The 15,360-nt window shown below is 62.8% G+C and carries 17 protein-coding genes (1 of these 17 only partly in view); 6 read left to right on the plus strand and 11 right to left on the minus strand.

Annotation, left to right across the window (positions count from 1 at the left end; genetic code table 11):
* A protein-coding gene (locus V1279_RS01990) for a DUF2199 domain-containing protein (RefSeq protein WP_334431929.1) crosses the window boundary here: on the minus strand, positions 1-97 show its start. The gene continues 407 nt to the left of window position 1, outside the view; the window shows 97 of its 504 coding nt (coding positions 1-97); it begins with the start codon at positions 95-97; its stop codon lies off the left edge, out of view.
* Between the two features lie 274 nt (positions 98-371).
* Here V1279_RS01990 and V1279_RS01995 point away from each other — a divergent pair, with 274 nt between their 5' ends.
* Entirely contained in the window at positions 372-980 is a 609-nt protein-coding gene (locus V1279_RS01995) for a hypothetical protein (RefSeq protein WP_334431931.1), read from the plus strand.
* Between the two features lie 260 nt (positions 981-1,240).
* Here V1279_RS01995 and V1279_RS02000 read toward each other — a convergent pair whose 3' ends face one another.
* The gene (locus V1279_RS02000; protein ID WP_334431933.1) at positions 1,241-2,329 is read right to left on the minus strand and encodes a TRAP transporter substrate-binding protein; all 1,089 of its coding nucleotides are present in this window, start codon (positions 2,327-2,329) and stop codon (positions 1,241-1,243) included.
* A gap of 13 nt (positions 2,330-2,342) precedes the next feature.
* Between V1279_RS02000 and V1279_RS02005 the strand changes: the two genes are divergently transcribed.
* Entirely contained in the window at positions 2,343-2,723 is a 381-nt protein-coding gene (locus V1279_RS02005) for a hypothetical protein (protein ID WP_334431935.1), read from the plus strand.
* A 39-nt stretch (positions 2,724-2,762) separates the two neighbouring features.
* On the opposite strand, the gene V1279_RS02010 is transcribed toward V1279_RS02005, so the two are convergent.
* From V1279_RS02010 to V1279_RS02020, 3 genes are all read right to left on the minus strand, one after another.
* Positions 2,763-4,076: an NAD(P)H-dependent oxidoreductase gene (locus V1279_RS02010; protein ID WP_334431937.1), complete on the minus strand. Its 1,314-nt coding sequence runs from the start codon at positions 4,074-4,076 to the stop codon at positions 2,763-2,765.
* A gap of 161 nt (positions 4,077-4,237) precedes the next feature.
* Positions 4,238-5,038: a phytanoyl-CoA dioxygenase family protein gene (locus tag V1279_RS02015; protein ID WP_334431939.1), complete on the minus strand. Its 801-nt coding sequence runs from the start codon at positions 5,036-5,038 to the stop codon at positions 4,238-4,240.
* A gap of 86 nt (positions 5,039-5,124) precedes the next feature.
* Complete coding sequence (locus V1279_RS02020) at positions 5,125-5,799, minus strand: GntR family transcriptional regulator (RefSeq protein WP_334431941.1); 675 nt, start codon at positions 5,797-5,799, stop codon at positions 5,125-5,127.
* A gap of 158 nt (positions 5,800-5,957) precedes the next feature.
* On the opposite strand from V1279_RS02020, the gene V1279_RS02025 reads away from it, so the two are divergent.
* A complete protein-coding gene (locus V1279_RS02025) occupies positions 5,958-6,770 on the plus strand; it encodes a class I SAM-dependent methyltransferase (RefSeq protein ID WP_334431943.1) in 813 nt (270 codons plus the stop codon).
* A 6-nt stretch (positions 6,771-6,776) separates the two neighbouring features.
* On the opposite strand, the gene V1279_RS02030 is transcribed toward V1279_RS02025, so the two are convergent.
* Entirely contained in the window at positions 6,777-7,634 is an 858-nt protein-coding gene (locus tag V1279_RS02030; RefSeq protein WP_334431946.1) for a sigma-70 family RNA polymerase sigma factor, read from the minus strand.
* A 117-nt stretch (positions 7,635-7,751) separates the two neighbouring features.
* Here V1279_RS02030 and V1279_RS02035 point away from each other — a divergent pair, with 117 nt between their 5' ends.
* On the plus strand, positions 7,752-8,207 hold the full coding sequence (locus tag V1279_RS02035; RefSeq protein ID WP_334446158.1) for a carboxymuconolactone decarboxylase family protein: 456 nt from the start codon (positions 7,752-7,754) through the stop codon (positions 8,205-8,207).
* A gap of 162 nt (positions 8,208-8,369) precedes the next feature.
* Positions 8,370-10,103, plus strand: coding sequence for an adenylate/guanylate cyclase domain-containing protein (locus V1279_RS02040; protein ID WP_334431948.1), 1,734 nt, complete (start codon positions 8,370-8,372; stop codon positions 10,101-10,103).
* A 13-nt stretch (positions 10,104-10,116) separates the two neighbouring features.
* On the opposite strand, the gene V1279_RS02045 is transcribed toward V1279_RS02040, so the two are convergent.
* Positions 10,117-10,938 carry an alpha/beta fold hydrolase gene (locus V1279_RS02045; protein ID WP_334431951.1) on the minus strand — a complete coding sequence of 274 codons (822 nt, stop codon included), beginning with the start codon at positions 10,936-10,938 and terminating at the stop codon, positions 10,117-10,119.
* A gap of 187 nt (positions 10,939-11,125) precedes the next feature.
* Between V1279_RS02045 and V1279_RS02050 the strand changes: the two genes are divergently transcribed.
* The gene (locus V1279_RS02050) at positions 11,126-11,668 is read left to right on the plus strand and encodes a methylated-DNA--[protein]-cysteine S-methyltransferase (RefSeq protein ID WP_334431953.1); all 543 of its coding nucleotides are present in this window, start codon (positions 11,126-11,128) and stop codon (positions 11,666-11,668) included.
* Positions 11,669-11,766: 98 nt separating this feature from the next.
* Here the strand turns inward: V1279_RS02050 and V1279_RS02055 are convergent, their stop codons facing one another.
* The 4 genes from V1279_RS02055 to V1279_RS02070 are packed head-to-tail and all read right to left on the minus strand — an operon-like array spanning position 11,767 to position 15,285.
* Positions 11,767-12,570 carry an enoyl-CoA hydratase/isomerase family protein gene (locus tag V1279_RS02055; RefSeq protein WP_334431955.1) on the minus strand — a complete coding sequence of 268 codons (804 nt, stop codon included), beginning with the start codon at positions 12,568-12,570 and terminating at the stop codon, positions 11,767-11,769.
* Complete coding sequence (locus V1279_RS02060; protein ID WP_334431957.1) at positions 12,567-13,436, minus strand: MBL fold metallo-hydrolase; 870 nt, start codon at positions 13,434-13,436, stop codon at positions 12,567-12,569. Before V1279_RS02060 ends, V1279_RS02055 begins: the two co-directional genes overlap by 4 nt.
* Positions 13,437-13,451: 15 nt before the next feature.
* Entirely contained in the window at positions 13,452-14,648 is a 1,197-nt protein-coding gene (locus V1279_RS02065) for a serine hydrolase domain-containing protein (protein ID WP_334431959.1), read from the minus strand.
* A 22-nt stretch (positions 14,649-14,670) separates the two neighbouring features.
* Positions 14,671-15,285, minus strand: coding sequence for a glutathione S-transferase family protein (locus V1279_RS02070; RefSeq protein ID WP_334431962.1), 615 nt, complete (start codon positions 15,283-15,285; stop codon positions 14,671-14,673).
* Positions 15,286-15,360: the final 75 nt, after the last annotated feature.

The following is a 15,360-nucleotide window of genomic DNA, read 5'->3' on the forward strand; positions in this document are numbered from 1 at the left end:
CCTCGGGGATCGCGTAGAGATGCAATGGGGCATCGGCGGCGAAGGTCGGCATCCCCTCGTGCCACTCATTGCAGGACGCGCACTTGAAACGAAACATTGTTCCGGGCCGATCAATTCACGGTGGCGACGCGCAATCCTCACAGACTTCGCGTTTTGACGCCAGTCGGTGAGCCGCGAGATCCGCCAACTTCGACCTCGGAGCAGTCCGAAGGACAGGCGCGATGGCCGATCACCAAACTCTGAACGGGTCGTGATCATTCGGCCACGATTCGGCATCAGCTTTCGGCAAAGTTCACGGGCCATTCATTCGGGTTCCCGTACCTCGTTTGCCCACGAAGTCCGAACACCGCCTTACCTCAAGGAGCCTTCCCATGCGTGAGATCTTTCGCCCCGCCGCCTGCGCCCTGAGCGCTGCCTGTCTCGCGTTCGCGTTGTCGGCCATTTCCAGCGGCGAGGTGCTGGCGCAGGCCAAGCAGGCGCCGCCGAAGCAGTCCGCGCCGGCCCAGGCCGCTCCGCCGCCGGCTGCCGAAGTCCCCCAAATCAAGCAGATCGCGCTGACCGAGAAGCAGATCGAGGGTGTGCTCGCGGCGCAAAAGGATGTCGACACGATCACCGACAAGATCCCCGATAACGCCAAGCCGGATCCGAAGATCGACGCGCAGCTCGACGCCGTCGCCAAGAAGCACGGCTTTGCCAGCTACGACGAATACAACACCGTGGTCGATAACGTCAGCCTGGTGCTCGGCGGCTTCGATCCCGCGACGAAGAAGTTTGTCGGTGCCGAGGCCGTCCTCAAGGCGCAGATCGCGCAGCTCAAGGCCGACAAGAAGATTTCGGCCAAAGACAAGAAGGAAGCGCTCGCCGATCTCAACGAGGCGCTGAAATCGCCGCCGCCGGCGATCGAGAACAAGGGCAACATCGACATCGTCGCGAAATATTACGACAAGCTCGCCGAGGCGCTCGGCGAGGGCGAGGAATAGCCCGAAGCGTTTTCAAGCGAAGTGGACACCGGTTCGCGTGAAGAAAACGCGTCAAAAATAGAGTACTACCCCTCAACGAGGAAATATTACGACAAGCTCGCCGAGGCGCTCGGCGAGGGCGAGGAATAGCCCGAAGCGTTTTCAAGCGAAGTGGACACCGGTTCGCGTGAAGAAAACGCGTCAAAAATAGAGTACTACCCCTCAACGAGGAAGCCCCGGAGAAATCTCCGGGGCTTCTTTTTTGTCTGCGATCGTGCACCTCAGGTGCGGGTGCGCATCCGCATCATGAAGCTGTCGAAGCTCAATTCAGCGACCTGCATCCACGCCACCGACTCGGCGCGGAACGCAGTGAGACTCGTGTACATCTTGCTGAAGTGCGGATTGCTCTTGGACAGATCGTTGTAGATTTCGGTGGCGGCATTGTAACAGGCCTCCAGCACTTCCTGCGGAAACGGCTTCAGGATCGCACCCGCTGCGATCAGCCGCTTCAACGCTGCTGCATTGACGTAGTCGTATTTGCCGGTAACCCAGCTGAACGTATCGTAGGAAGCGGTCTCGATCGCAGCTTGATATTGCTTCGGCAGGGCGTTGAATTTGTCGAGGTTCATGATGTTGTGACCCTGGCCGGTGCCTTCCCACCAGCCCGGATAGTAGTAAAACTTCGCGACCTTCACGAAGCCGAGCTTCTCGTCGTCGTAGGGTCCGACCCACTCGGCTGCATCGATGGTGCCCTTTTCGAGCGCCGGATAGATGTCGCCGGCCGCGATCTGCTGCGGCACGCCGCCGACCTTGGCGATGATGGTGCCGGCAAAGCCGCCGACGCGGAATTTCAGGCCCTTGAAATCCTCAACGGACTTGATTTCCTTCCGGAACCAGCCGCCCATTTGGGCGCCTGTGCTTCCAGTCGGAACGCCCACGCACTTATACTCTTTCAGGAGGTCGTTGAGCATATCCATGCCGCCGCCGAACCGCAGCCAGGAGATATGCGCCCGCGTGTTGAGGCCGAATGGCAACGAGGTGCCGAAGGTGAAGGCCGCGTTCTTGCCCCAGTAGTAATAGAGCGCCGTATTGCCCATCTCCACGGTGCCGTTCGAGACGGCGTCGAGCACCTGCAAGGCTGGCACGATTTCGCCTGCGGCGAACGGCTGAATCTGGAATTTGTTATCAGTAATTTCGGCGACGCGCTTGGTGAAGTATTCGCAACCGCCGTAGAGCGTGTCGAGGGACTTCGGCCAGCTTGCCGCAAGCCGCCACTTTATCTCCGGGTTCGATTGCGCAATCGCTGGTGCTGCAACCGCACTTGCGGCGAGACCAACGCCGCCCACCTTCAAGAAATCACGACGCTTCATTTGCTCTCCCTCTATGTTTTTGCCGATACCGACCAAGGGACAACGATCTGGTGTCGTCTTCTCTGGTGTGCCGATGGCCGGTGCTGGACTGTTGTTCAGGAATGTGGGCCCTGAAACCAAGGCTCTTGGTTTTTCGAATGCAATCAATTTCCCGGCTTTATGGACCTGCGGGCAGGATGACGAATTGGTGATTGATAATCAAGGGTTCTGGTTTGGCCGCAGTTGCGAAGAGCTGCCTGAATATCGAGCGACTGAGTGCTTCACCGACGAAAGGCTAGGACCGCGAGCGAAAGGTGGATGCGCGACTAGGCAATCGGAAATGCCGCATTGCGGCAATTCCGCCGGGCGAGCGCTCGCGACGGCGCCCGCAGACCTGAACATGCAGGGGCAATGAATTTCCGGCTGCAGTCTGGCGTCGATACGCGCCGCGCGATTATCGTCGCGCGGAGAATGCCGCTTCCATCGCCCTGCGCGTCTTGATGGTGTCGTTGTTTTCGTCGACCTCGACATCGCTCCAGCGCACCACCGCGCCATGGGCAACGTCGTTCTTCAACTTGACGCGATGGGCAAGGCCGATCGGCAGCGCGCCGGCGGCGAGGCTTTTGGACGCAGGCATCAACTTGCCCCACACCGTGTAGCCGCCTTCGCCATCGAGCATTTCGCCGGCGCGCAGATCGCGCTTGGCGACCGCTGCGACGTCGCCGCGAAAATCATGCGGCTGCCCGGTCGGCTCGTTGCGTAGCGCAGCCGACAGGATGGAAATGTTGAGCTCGAGGCCGATCAGATGATACGGCTTGTACATCGCCGCATACCGGCCTGAGGCGTCCGTCTTCAGCCCATACTGCTTGAAGCAATCGGCGGCGTAATCGTTCGGCGCTTCCAGCACGACATAGACGCCCCAGCGCAGATCCCTGAACACAGGTCGGCCGTCGCGCTCGAGCGACGACACGACTTCCGCGAGGCCGGCCTTCTCCAGCACGCCGCCCTTGTCGCGTGGCCGCATCACATGCGGCAAATCGTCGACGCCGCAAGGCGGAAACAGCAAGCCGTCCGATGGCACGTCGAGCCCGCAAGCATTCGCAATCGCCGCCATTTCGATCGCGGATTTGGTGCCGTCCAGAAACGAGTTGAACATCTGCGGGTTCATGCCGGCCGATTGCGCTTCGCCGGCCGTCAGCCCGTAATGGCTCCAGACGCCGTCCGGCGTCACGTCGTGATAGGCCGGCAGATACTTGGTGCCCTTGCCGGCGGCGACGACGCGAAAGCCCGTCGCACGCGCCCAGTCAACCATCTCGGCGGTCAACGCCGGCTGGTCGCCATAGGCAAGCGAATAGACCACGCCTGCCTTGCGTGCTTCCTCGGCCAACAGCGGACCCGCCAGCACATCGGCCTCGACATTGACCATGACGACATGCTTGCCGGCAGCAATCGCCGCGCGGGCATGCCTGATGCCGACCGCGGGATTGCCGGTCGCCTCCACCACGACGTCCATTGCGCCGCCAGCAATCGCGCGGATGCCGTCATCGGTGAAGGCCGTTCGCGCGATCAGCGCCTGGTCCCAGCCGACGGTGCGGCACGCCTCGCGGGCGCGGTCGCGGTCGAGATCGATGATGACGGACACTTCAAGTCCCGGCGTGTGCGGTACCTGCGACAAAAACATCGAGCCGAATTTTCCGGCGCCGATCAGCGCGACGCGAACCGGCTTGCCGGCCGCAAGGCGGGCGTTGAGGAGGCGATGAAGGTTCATGGGGGAATCCGATCGGATTGAGGCGTGTCCCGGACGCGGTGCAGCGTTCTTCACGCTGCTCCGCAGAGCCGGGACCATGCGCAGCTATAAACGAATGTGGGCCCCGGCTCGGCAGCGCATCATTTCAGGATGCACTGCGTCCGGGGCACGATCGAGCAATCCTACTCCGCCGCCTGGCGATGCGCACGCGCAAGCCGTAGCAACGCATCGTCCTCCACCGTCTGGATCGGCGTGAAGTCGCGATGGGCGATATATTCCGGCCGCGTCGGGGTGCGGATGTAGTTCGAAACCGCATTCAGTGTCAGGTAAACGATCTTGCGCGGATAGGGCGTGATGTTGCCGCTCGATCCGTGCACCAGATTGCCGTGGAACATCAGCATGCCGCCGGCCTTGCCGGTGGGTGCGACGATGCCGCCTTCCTTCACCAGCCGGGTGACGGTCGCCTCGTCCAGCGTCCACAGCGGATAGGAGGTGGTCTCCAGGTCATGCGAGGCCTTGAGGTCGCCGGCGTGCTGGCTCTTCGGCACCAGCATCAAGGGACCGTTGATCGGCATCACCTCGTCGAGGAAGATCGCGATGTTCATCGCGCGCGGCTCGGACATGCCGTCGTCGCGCTTCCAGGTGCCGTAATCCTGGTGCCATTGCCAGACATCGCCGGTGAAGGCGGATTTGGCGTTGATCTTGTATTGGTGCATGTAGACCTTCTCGCCGAAAATCTGCTCGACCGGCTCGATCATGCGGGGATGGGCGCCGAGAACGCCGAACGCTTCGTTATAGAGATGCGCGGCAAAAGCGGTGCGCGGCGCGCCGCTTTTCTCGCGCCACACCTCGGGCCGGTTGGCGTCGTAGATGCCTTCGGCTTCGCGCGCGAGATAGGCCACTTCCTCGGGGCTGAACAGCTCGGGCAGAAACAGCCAGCCTTCGCGGTTGAAGAATTCGATCTGCTGTGGCGTCAGTTTCATGGTGTTTCCTCCTTTGGTTTTTTGTTTTGTCATTCCGGGACGGTGCAAAGCACCGAACCCGGAGCCCCGGAACGACGGCGTTTCCATTACGCCGCCTCGTCAGTCGCCCTCAGTCTCTCCTCCGTCATTCGTCCGGCCGTCAACGCATGCGCCAGCGCCGCGGTTTCCGCTGCCTTGGCGTTGCCGGCGAGGATCTGCGCGGCGATCGTCTCGTGTTCGGTCCAGGCACTCTCGCGGTAATCGAGCTCGGCCAGCACGGTCGCCATCGAGCGGCGCATGTGCGGCCATTGCGGCGCGATCATTTCCTCGATCGCGGGATTGCCCGCGAGGCGATAGATCGCGCTGTGAAAATCGACGTCGAGCGCGATCAGCCGCGAAAGCGGCGTGTCCTTGCCGATGGTCCGTCCGGCCTGCAGCGCTGCCTCAAGTTGCGCGCGTCCCGATACATCGGATCTGGCCCTTCCGGCGGCGAGCCGTGCGGCCAGCGCGTCGATGGCGCCGCGCACCTCGTAGAGCTGGCGGATGCGCTCCGGGTCGAGCCGGGTGACTTCAAAGCCGCGGCGGCCGCTTTCGGCGACGAGCCCCTGTCGGTGCAGCAAGTGCAGCGCGTGGGAGACCGGCTGGCGCGAGACGCCGAGCTTTTCCGCAAGCTCGTTCTGCCGGATGCGATGCCCGGGCGGCAGCGAACGGTCGGTGATCGCCTCGAGGATCCGGGCATAGACCTGGTCGATCAGGTTGGGGAGCGGATCCAATGGGATCATGCCGGCTGTCCAGTTTGGAATACGGAATTCCGAATTCAAAAATAGCGCCGCGCCGTGACCACGTCAAGTGGGCCGTGATGAGGAAAGCCCCTACAGCGCTCCCGTACGTGAGCCGCCACGCTATACTCCAATGGGGCACGCCCGATCGGAGAGCGCTCATGGCTGACGACGCCGCAAGTTTCACCGGCAGCATCCCGCAGTACTACGATCAGGGCCTGGGGCCGGTGATCTTCGCCGGCTATGCCGCCGATATGGCGCAACGCGTCGCGGCCGGCCGGCCGGCCCGGGTACTGGAGACGGCGGCGGGCACCGGCATTGTCACGCGTAAGCTGCGCGATGCCTTATCGCCGAATGCCAAGCTGACGGCGACCGATCTCAATCCGCCAATGCTCGATCTTGCGCGCGCCAAGTTTCGGCCGGGCGAGCAGGTCAGCTTCCAGCCCGCCGACGCCACAGCGCTTCCCTTTGCCGATGCAAGCTTCGACGCCATCGTCTGTCAGTTCGGCCTGATGTTCTTTCCGGACAAGGCGGCGTCCTTTTCCGAAGCGCGCCGTGCCCTCGCTCCAGGCGGACGCTATGTGCTCAGCGTCTGGGATTCGCACCGCCACAATCCATTCGGCCGCATCGCGCACGAGATGGCGGGCCGCCTTTTTCCGGTCGATCCGCCGCAGTTTTACAACGTGCCGTTCTCCTGCCACCAGATCGATCCGATCAAGGAATTGCTGATCACAGCAGGGTTCGACAGGATCGACATTGCCGTGATCAGGCAGGAGCGAGAGCTCCCTGACATCGCGAACTTCGCGCGTGCGGCGGTCTACGGCAATCCGCTGATCGACCAGGTCCGGGAGCGCGGTGGCGTCGATCCGGACCGCATCGTTGACGCGCTGGCACAGGAATTTCGCCGGGAGTTCGGCGACGATCCCGGCCGAATGCCGCTGCAGGCCATCGTGTTCTCGGCAGTGAAGAGATGACCCTCCTCACGCGAGCACGGTGAGGTCGAACGAACCGAGCCGTTCGGCGTCCGCCACCGCCTCGACCGCCGATATCCGCTCCCCGCTCAGGGTAAGGTGCAGCACGATACGCAATTGCCCGCCGACAATGACGGCGACCGCCAGCGTACCGTCGACCAGCGCCGGTTTGGCAGCCTGCGCGCGTCCCTTGAAGGTTTCGGCCACGGCCGTGGCGCCGCGGATTTCGGCGAGCGAGCCGAGCCGCTGGGCGGCAGTATCGGCGCGGAGCACCACGTCGGGATCCAGCACCGCGAGCAGCCCTTCGAAGTCGCCTTCGCGCGAGGCCTTGAGGAAGGCGTCGACGATCTTTTTCTGCCGGCCGAAATCGGCGTCCGGCGGCGGCGAGCCCTGCACCCGCCGGCGGGCGCGGCTGGCCAATTGCCTCGCAGCAGAAGGCGTGCGGCCGACGATCGGCGCGATCTCCTCGAACGGCACGGCAAACATGTCGTGCAGCACGAAGGCCAGCCGTTCGGCTGGCGCCAGGGTTTCCAGCACCACCAGAAGCGCGGCGCCGACGGAATCGGCCATCTCCGCATCGCGCCCATGCGCATCGTCAGCGGCAGGTTCCGGCACTTGCGGGCCCATCGGCTCCTCGCGCCGCGATTTCCGCGAGCGCAGCATGTCGAGGCAGACGCGGGCGACGACCGTGGTCAGCCAGCCGCCGAGGTTTTCGACCGCACTTGCATCGGAACGGCTCAGCCGCAGCCAGGTCTCCTGCACGGCATCGTCGACCTCGCTGGTCGAGCCCAGCATACGGTAGGCCACCGCCCTCAGGCGGGCCCGATTGGCCTCGAATTGCTCGGCAAGAAACTTTTTCTCGTCCATCGGTCACATTCCCATATCGCGTTCCGTCTTGGCTATGACGAACGAAACCGCGCCGATGTGACAGCAAATCGGCGCAAGCGACGTCAAAACAGAACAAACCGTACGGAGAGTAAAATGATGCACGCACGCATGAATCACCCGGTCATGGTGGTTCCCGATGCCATGAAGGCGCTGCAGGCGCTGGGTGAATTGACCAAGAACAGCCTGCCGGAAAAACTGCTCGAACTGGTGCATCTGCGCGCCAGCCAAATCAACGGCTGCAGCACCTGTGTCGACATGCACCCCAAGATCGCCAAGCGGGCCGGGGAGACCGATGAGCGCCTGTTTGCGGTGGCCGCCTGGCGCGATACGCCCTACTTCACGGAAGGCGAGCGCGCAGCGTTGGCGCTCACAGAAGCGCTGACCCGGCTCAGCGATCGGGCCGATCCGGTACCGGATGAGGTCTGGGGCGAGGCCGACAAGCATTTCGACGAACAGGAGCTGGCGGCGCTGATTTTGGCGATTGCCAATATTAATGTCTGGAACAGGCTCAACGTCGCCGTGCGTCAGCCGGCAGGCGTCTGGAAGCCGTAGCCGGGGAGGGTATTCCCAAAACTATGGCCAATTTTAACGCGCCGGATCGTGCTTAATTCACCGGCGCGCGCTAAACAACAAGCCCGGCCGGAGCGGCCGGGCTTTCGCTTTGTTGTCTTCATCCCGCTTCCGATCATGACCGTCACTTTAGAAAATGCATCCATGCTGCGACCGAGCATCCGCAAGCGAATCCTTGGCATCGCCCTGGGGCTGATCTTTCTGATGGTGGTCACCTCGGCGCTGTCGACGGTGATGACGCAAAAAATTGCGCATCAGCTCGATGAGCTGACGACAAAATACGTCGAAGCTTATGGGCATCTGGCGCGGATGAACGTCCGCACGCTGGAGCAGGCAGTGGTGGTTCGCCGGATGGTGGCTGCCAAGATACAGACGCCGCCGGACGAGACTGCCTTCGCAAATCAGCAAACCGTCTATGAGGCGAAAGGCAAGGAGATTGACCAGGAGGCGCAAGCCGCACGCGCCCTGATCATTGCCATCATTGATGATCCCACCACCGTCTCCGACGACGCCAAGCTCGGGCGGATCGAAAACCGGATCGAAACCGTAACCAGCGATCTTCACCGTTATCTGGACGAAGAGAACAAACGGATGTGGCCGCTGCTCGAAGCCGGCAACATGATGGAAGTCCGGGCCAGCCTCGTTCGGGCCGACACACTACGCGACGAATTCAATCAGAAGATTGAGGAAATCCGTCACGACATGCTGGGGCAGGTCCGCAGCGATGCCAGCGTGACGATGCGGGATCAGCAGCGCGCGATTATCGTATCCGCGATCGTGACGACGCTTGCGGCCATCCTTGGACTGACGTTCGCGTTCTTCGTCTCTACCGGCATTACCCGCCCGGTCCGGCGGCTGCTGGAGGGCACCCGTGCGGTCGAAGCCGGCCGGCTCGACGGATCGATCGACGTCACCACGCGCGACGAAATCGGCCAGCTCACGGCCGCTTTCAACAACATGGTCGAACAGTTGCGTCACAAGGAGCGCTTGCGCGAAACGTTCGGCCGCTATGTCGACCCGCGCGTAGTGGAAGGCTTGATCGCCTCGCAGTCGCTCACTGCGAGCGACGGTGAGCGGCGGGTGATGACGGTGCTGTTCTGCGACATGAAGGGCTTTACCAGCCTCAGCGAGGGCACGACGCCGCAGGGCCTCGTCAAGGTGATGAACCACTATCTCTCGACGATGTCGGGACCGATCCGCAGCCACCGCGGCATCATCGATAAATATATCGGCGATGCGATCATGGCCTATTGGGGGCCTCCGTTCACGGAGCATAGCGAACAGGCGCGGCTGGCCTGTCTTGCCGCCGTCGAGATGGCCGATCGCGGCACGGCTTTGCGGACCGAACTGCCTGAGCTGCTTGGCGTGCGCACCGTGCCAAGCGACTGCGAAGTGCGCATCGGCATCGCCACCGGCGAGGTGCTGGTCGGCAGCATCGGTTCGGAATTCATGATGAGCTACACGGTGATGGGCGATGCGGTGAATCTGGCGTCGCGCCTGGAGAACGCCAACAAGATCTACGGCAGCCACTCGCTGGCGTCGGAGCCTGCGATCACTGCGGCCGGCGATGCGGTCGAAGCCCGCGAGATCGACCGGCTGGTGGTCGCAGGCCAGACCCGTCCCGAGGCGGTGTTCGAGATCATCGGGCGCGCGGGCGAGCTGACCGAGAAGCAACTTGAACTGCTGGCGCGGTACGCCGAAGGGCTCGCCGCCTATCGTGCGCGCCGCTGGGATGATGCGCGCCGGGCTTTCCAGGCGGCGCTTGAGGCCGTCCCCGGCGACGGGCCGTCCAGGACGATGGCCCAACGTGTCGAGAACTTTCAGGCTAATCCGCCGGCCGCCGATTGGGATGGCGCGTGGCGGCTGGATCAGAAGTAACGCCGCGGTGCGTTTATTCCGCGAGATACGCCAATACGATCTCGCAATATTTCTGCGGTGCCTGCTCGAACATCGGGTGGGTGGTGCCGGGGATCGTCGCGGTGCGCGCACCCTTCACGTTGGCCGTCAGTGCGTGCAGCACGTGCGGGAACGTGCCCTTGGTATTGGCGCCGCCGATGAACAGCGTCGGTGTCCTGATCGCTTCCGCATCCGCCCTGGAGAGCGGCGGACGCTGGTCGCGGATCTGGCCGATCAGCGTCGTGGCATTGTCGCGCAGCATTTGTTTCGGCGTCGCCGGCAGCCGCCTCCAGGCGCCGGGCCCTTCCAGCGCATCCAGGAAGATCTGCAGGCCGCCGTCGATGTCGCCTTTGGCGATTGCCTCGGCGGAAGCCGCGATCTGAGCGGCCAGCGGCGAGGGGCCAGGCTTGTAGGCAGGATCGAGCGTGGCGTCGAGCTCGCCCCCGGGCTCGGCCAGGATCAGCTTGCGCAACAGATCAGGCCGCCGCTGAGCGACGCGAAAACAGATATTCCCGCCGCGGGAATGGCCCATCAGGTCGACCGGTCTGCTATCCAGCTTCTCGATAAAGGCGATGACGTCGTCGACGTGTTGCGCGGTGGAGTAGGTTTCGCCGACGCCGTCCCAGTGGTCGGGGAAGAAATGCCGCAACGACGGCGCGATCACGCGGTGCTGGCGTGTCAGGGGACCCAGCACGGACGACCATATCCGGAAATCGCACAGTGAGCCGTGGACGCACACCAGCGGCGGACGATTACTAGCGCTTTGGCCGATATCGAGATAGGCCATGTCATAGCCGTTGACGTTTATTGTTTGCATGGGGTCTCGTGAGGGTGGGATGGGGCCAAAGGCCATCGAAGGGCGCTGGCTAGAACCCCAGATCAGCGGAAGTTGTTCATGCCGTCAAGTTCCCTCAGGTTTCGGGTGGATAGCAATAATCTCCAAGCCTAGATTTGGGCTCAAGAGCAAGCTGAGTGGCACTGAACAGGAGAATATGGAGCCAGCCATGACCGGGCACCATTTTGCGATATTCGACACCGCGATCGGCCGTTGCGGCATCGTGTGGGGCGAGCGTGGCATCATCTCGGTGCAATTGCCGATGGGCGACGAGAAGAAGACCCGCTCCCGCCTGCAGCAGCGCCACGACGACCTTGTCGAGGCGGAGCCGCCCACGAAGGTGCAGGCCGCGATCGACGGGATCAAGGAGCTGCTCGAAGGCAAGCCGAACGACCTCACCGGCGTCGTGCTCGATCTCGACGGCGTTCCCGAGTTCAACCGCGGCGTCTACGACATCGCGCGCACCATTCCGCCGGGCAAGACCATGACCTATGGCGATATAGCCAAAAAACTCGGTGGCGTGGAGCTGTCGCGCGACGTCGGCCAGGCGCTGGGTCGCAACCCCTGTCCGATCGTGGTGCCGTGTCACCGCGTGCTGGCGGCCGGCAACAAGCCCGGCGGCTTCTCCGCCAATGGCGGGGTGGTGACGAAGCTGAAGATGTTGGCGATTGAAGGTGCGGCCGTGAACCACACGCCGAACCTGTTCGATTGAGCGGCTTCGGTTCTGATTGAATCAGAACCGAAGCTCTATGTTTTGACGCGTTTTCTTCACGCGAACCGGTACCCACTTCGCTCGAAAACGCTATGGGTTCACCGCCCCTTGAAGTTCGGCGGCCGTTTCTCGTTGAAGGCCAGCACGCCCTCGCGGCGATCCTCGGTCGGGACCATGCGATTATAGGCCTCGATCTCGAGCGCGAGGCCGTCCCGCAGCGACAGTTGCAGCCCACGATCGATCGACAGCTTTGCCTGGCGGACAGAGATCGGGGCATTGCGGGCGATGCGTGAGGCGGTCGCCAGCGCCGCCGGCAGCAGTTCGGATAGCGGAAATACTTCATTCACAAGCCCCCAGGCGTGGGCTTCGGCCGCGGTAAACGGCTTGCCGGTCAGGATCAGCTCCTTGGCGCGGCGCTCGCCGACGGCCCGCGGCAGGGTTTGCGTGCCGCCACCACCTGGCATGATGCCGAGCGTGACTTCGGTGAGCGCGAAGCGGGCGCTGTCAGCGGCGTAGAGAAAATCGCAGCAGCCTGCGATCTCGCAGCCGCCGCCATAGGCCGCGCCGTTGACCGCACCGATGATCGGGACGGGGCAGTCGATCAGCGCCCGCACCATGCGTTCGAAGATGACGTGCTGGCGCGTCCATGCTTCGTCCGTCATGCCGCGGCGCTCCTTCAAGTCGCCGCCGGCGCAGAACGCCTTGTCGCCGGCACCGGTCAGGACGATGCAGCGCAGGCTCTTCGGATCGAGCGCCGCGTCCTCGAAATAGCGAACTAGGTCGCGACCCATCTGGGTGTTGAGCGCGTTGGAAGCTTCCGGCCGATTGAGCCGGATGACCGCTACATGCTCATCGACCGGCTCAACCAAAAGCGTCTCAAAAGGGGGCGGGTTCGAACTCATATCGCCTCGCAGGAGAATCCGTTGCCCTTGCGCCGGATCTTTCCGACCGACGGGGAGGGGAAATGCGCGGTGCAGCACAGCGTATCGGTGTCGCAGTAGCGCTCCATGAAATTTCGTCGCGTCGTTGCCGCCTGCGCCTGATCGACGTCGAATTTCACGGATAGTTCCGGATAGCGCGTTTGCAGCGGCGAATGCATCAGGTCGCCCGAGAACACGGCGTCGTCCTTGCCGCGGCCGAAGGTGAAGGCGACATGGCCGGGCGTGTGGCCCGGCGTCGGCAGGATGCGGGTGTGATCGCCGATCGCGAAGTCGCTGCGGACGATCTCGGCCTGTTTCGCCTCGACCACCGGCAGCACGCTGTCGCCAAACGGCGGCACGGGCGTTTTCGCGTGCATCTCGGTCCAGTAGTCGAACTCGGTCTTGTCGAACACGTAGCGCGCCTTGGGGAAGGTGGGCACCCAGCGGCCGTTGTCGAGCCGCGTGTTCCAGCCGACATGGTCGACATGCAGATGCGTGCACATGACGTAATCGATGTCACCGACGGAAATTCCGGCGTCGGCCAACCCGCGCATATAGGTGTCGTCGGTCTTCATGTTCCATTTCGGCCGCTGCGGCCGCGGCTTGTCGTTGCCGATGCAGCTATCGATCAGGATGGTGTGGTGCGGCGTCTTCACCACATAGGACTGGAAGCACAGGATCAGCACGTCCTTGTCGTCGAGCGCACCGGCATCCCGCATCCACGCCCGGTTCTCCGCCAGCAACTCCGGCGTCAGGCCCGGCAGCATTTCCAGCGTCGGCAGGAAGGTAGTTTCCTGCTCGATGATGCGATGGATGGTGAGATCGCCGACGGTGAATTTCAGGCTCATGATTTTCCCGCTGAATTATCGCGCATTGTTGTCCCGGACATATGGGATGATGAAGTTGGCCAGGATGTCGAGCGCGGCCTGACCTTGCCGGCCGCTGCCATAGAGTCCTGAGGTGGTCATCACCACAAGGTCGAGTTCGGGGACGATGAAGATGCGTTGGCCGCCGAGGCCTTGGGCCGCAATCCACTTCACATCCTTGTCGCCGGACAGCGTGCGGCCCACCCACCATTGCTGGCCGTAGTAGAACAGCCCGCCGAAATAGCCGATAGCCTGAAAGCGCGGCGTGATCGACTGCTCGATCCATTTGGCCGAGACGATCTGCCGGCCGCCCCACGCGCCCTTGTTGAGCACGAGCTGGCCGATCTTTGCGGCATCGCGCGGGCGGAGGCGAAGGCCTGCCGCCGAGGCAATATGCTCATTCCGCCACTTCATCCATTCCCAGTCCGAGATGCCAAGTGGCGTGAACAGGGTCTCACGCGCAAATGCGTCCAGCGATTTACCTGATACGCGCTCAATGATGTTGCCGAGCAGGTCCGTCCCGCCGCCATTATAATTCCACACGGTGTCCGGAGGTGCCGCGATCGGCTTCGACAGGACATAGCGGAACGGATCGGCCTCGCTGCCGAGATGCGGTTCGTCATTCTCAGGATCTTTCCAGGCGCGATTCTCGTCCCACTGAATGCCCGACGACATGGTCAGCAGATGGCGAAGGGTGATGTTGTCCCAACCCGCCGTTTTCAGCGCCGAATAATCCGGAAAGAATTTGACGACCGGCTCGTCGGCATTCTTGATCAGCTCGCGATCGATCGCGATTCCCACCAGCAAGGAGATCACGCTCTTGGAGATCGACCGCATGTCGTGCTTGGTCGTCGCATCAAAGTCGTGCCGCGCGCCGCCCATTCCCCAGGGCTCGTCATAGCCCGCGAAATATTGCTCGAATACCAGCTTGCCATGCCGGACCACGATGACGGCATGAACATTGGCGTTGGTGGCGGTTAGCCGCGCGGCGATGCCGCACAGGCGCGCACCGTCGAGGCCGACGCTTTCCGGCGTCGCGGTGGGCCAGCCATCGCCGATGGAGGTCGGACTTCCGCAGGCGAGGTTGCGCTGGTCGGTGGAAAATTGATGGATCTGCGCGTCGGCAGCGGTTGCCGCGAGCATGAAGAGGGCGGCGAAGCCGAGGCGCCGCAATCGTCTGCCACCCTCGCGCATGCCGCTATCTCCGCTTTTCTTGTTACGCCGGGGGCGGTACCGAGATTTTCACCGACGGCCGCTCCATCATACGCTGATGGAAGGCGTCGAGCTTCGGAAAGGCCTTGCGCCAGCCGCAATCGGCAAAGCGGAAATCGGCATAGCCAAGCACGCAAGTAAGGCCGATCTGCGCAATATTGAACGGCCCCGACAGCACGTCGGGCTTGTTCTCGAAGCGTGCCATGCCGATCCACGCGCGGTTCCAATGATCATCAGACCATGCCTTCCACCGCAGCGGCTCCGGCCGCACCATGCCCTCGTAGCGGCACAGCAGCATGGCATCGAGCATGCCCTGCAGCAGAGAATGGTCGCTCTTCACTTTCCATCGCTCGGGGCCGGAGGCAGGAATCAGCTTGCCGCCGCCGGCGAGCTCGTCGAGGTATTCGACGATCACATACGAATCGAGAATGACGTCGCCATTGTCGAGGATCAGCACCGGCAGCTTCTTCAGCGGGGTGATCTTCGAATACTCCGCGTTAGCCTGACCCGGCGCGACCGTGGCCGGGACGAATTCGATCTTGTCGATCAGGCCGGTCTCGATCGCGGCGATGCGGACTTTTCGGGCGAACGGCGAGGCGGGGGAGAAGGTGAGTTTCATGCTGGGAGTTTCCCTTGGAGGTTTTCTTCTTTGTTTTGCCCGGTCATGACGACCACTCAATGTCATCATCCGCCT

The sequence above is a fragment of the Bradyrhizobium sp. AZCC 1610 genome, from assembly GCF_036924515.1.
Lineage (GTDB): Bacteria > Pseudomonadota > Alphaproteobacteria > Rhizobiales > Xanthobacteraceae > Bradyrhizobium.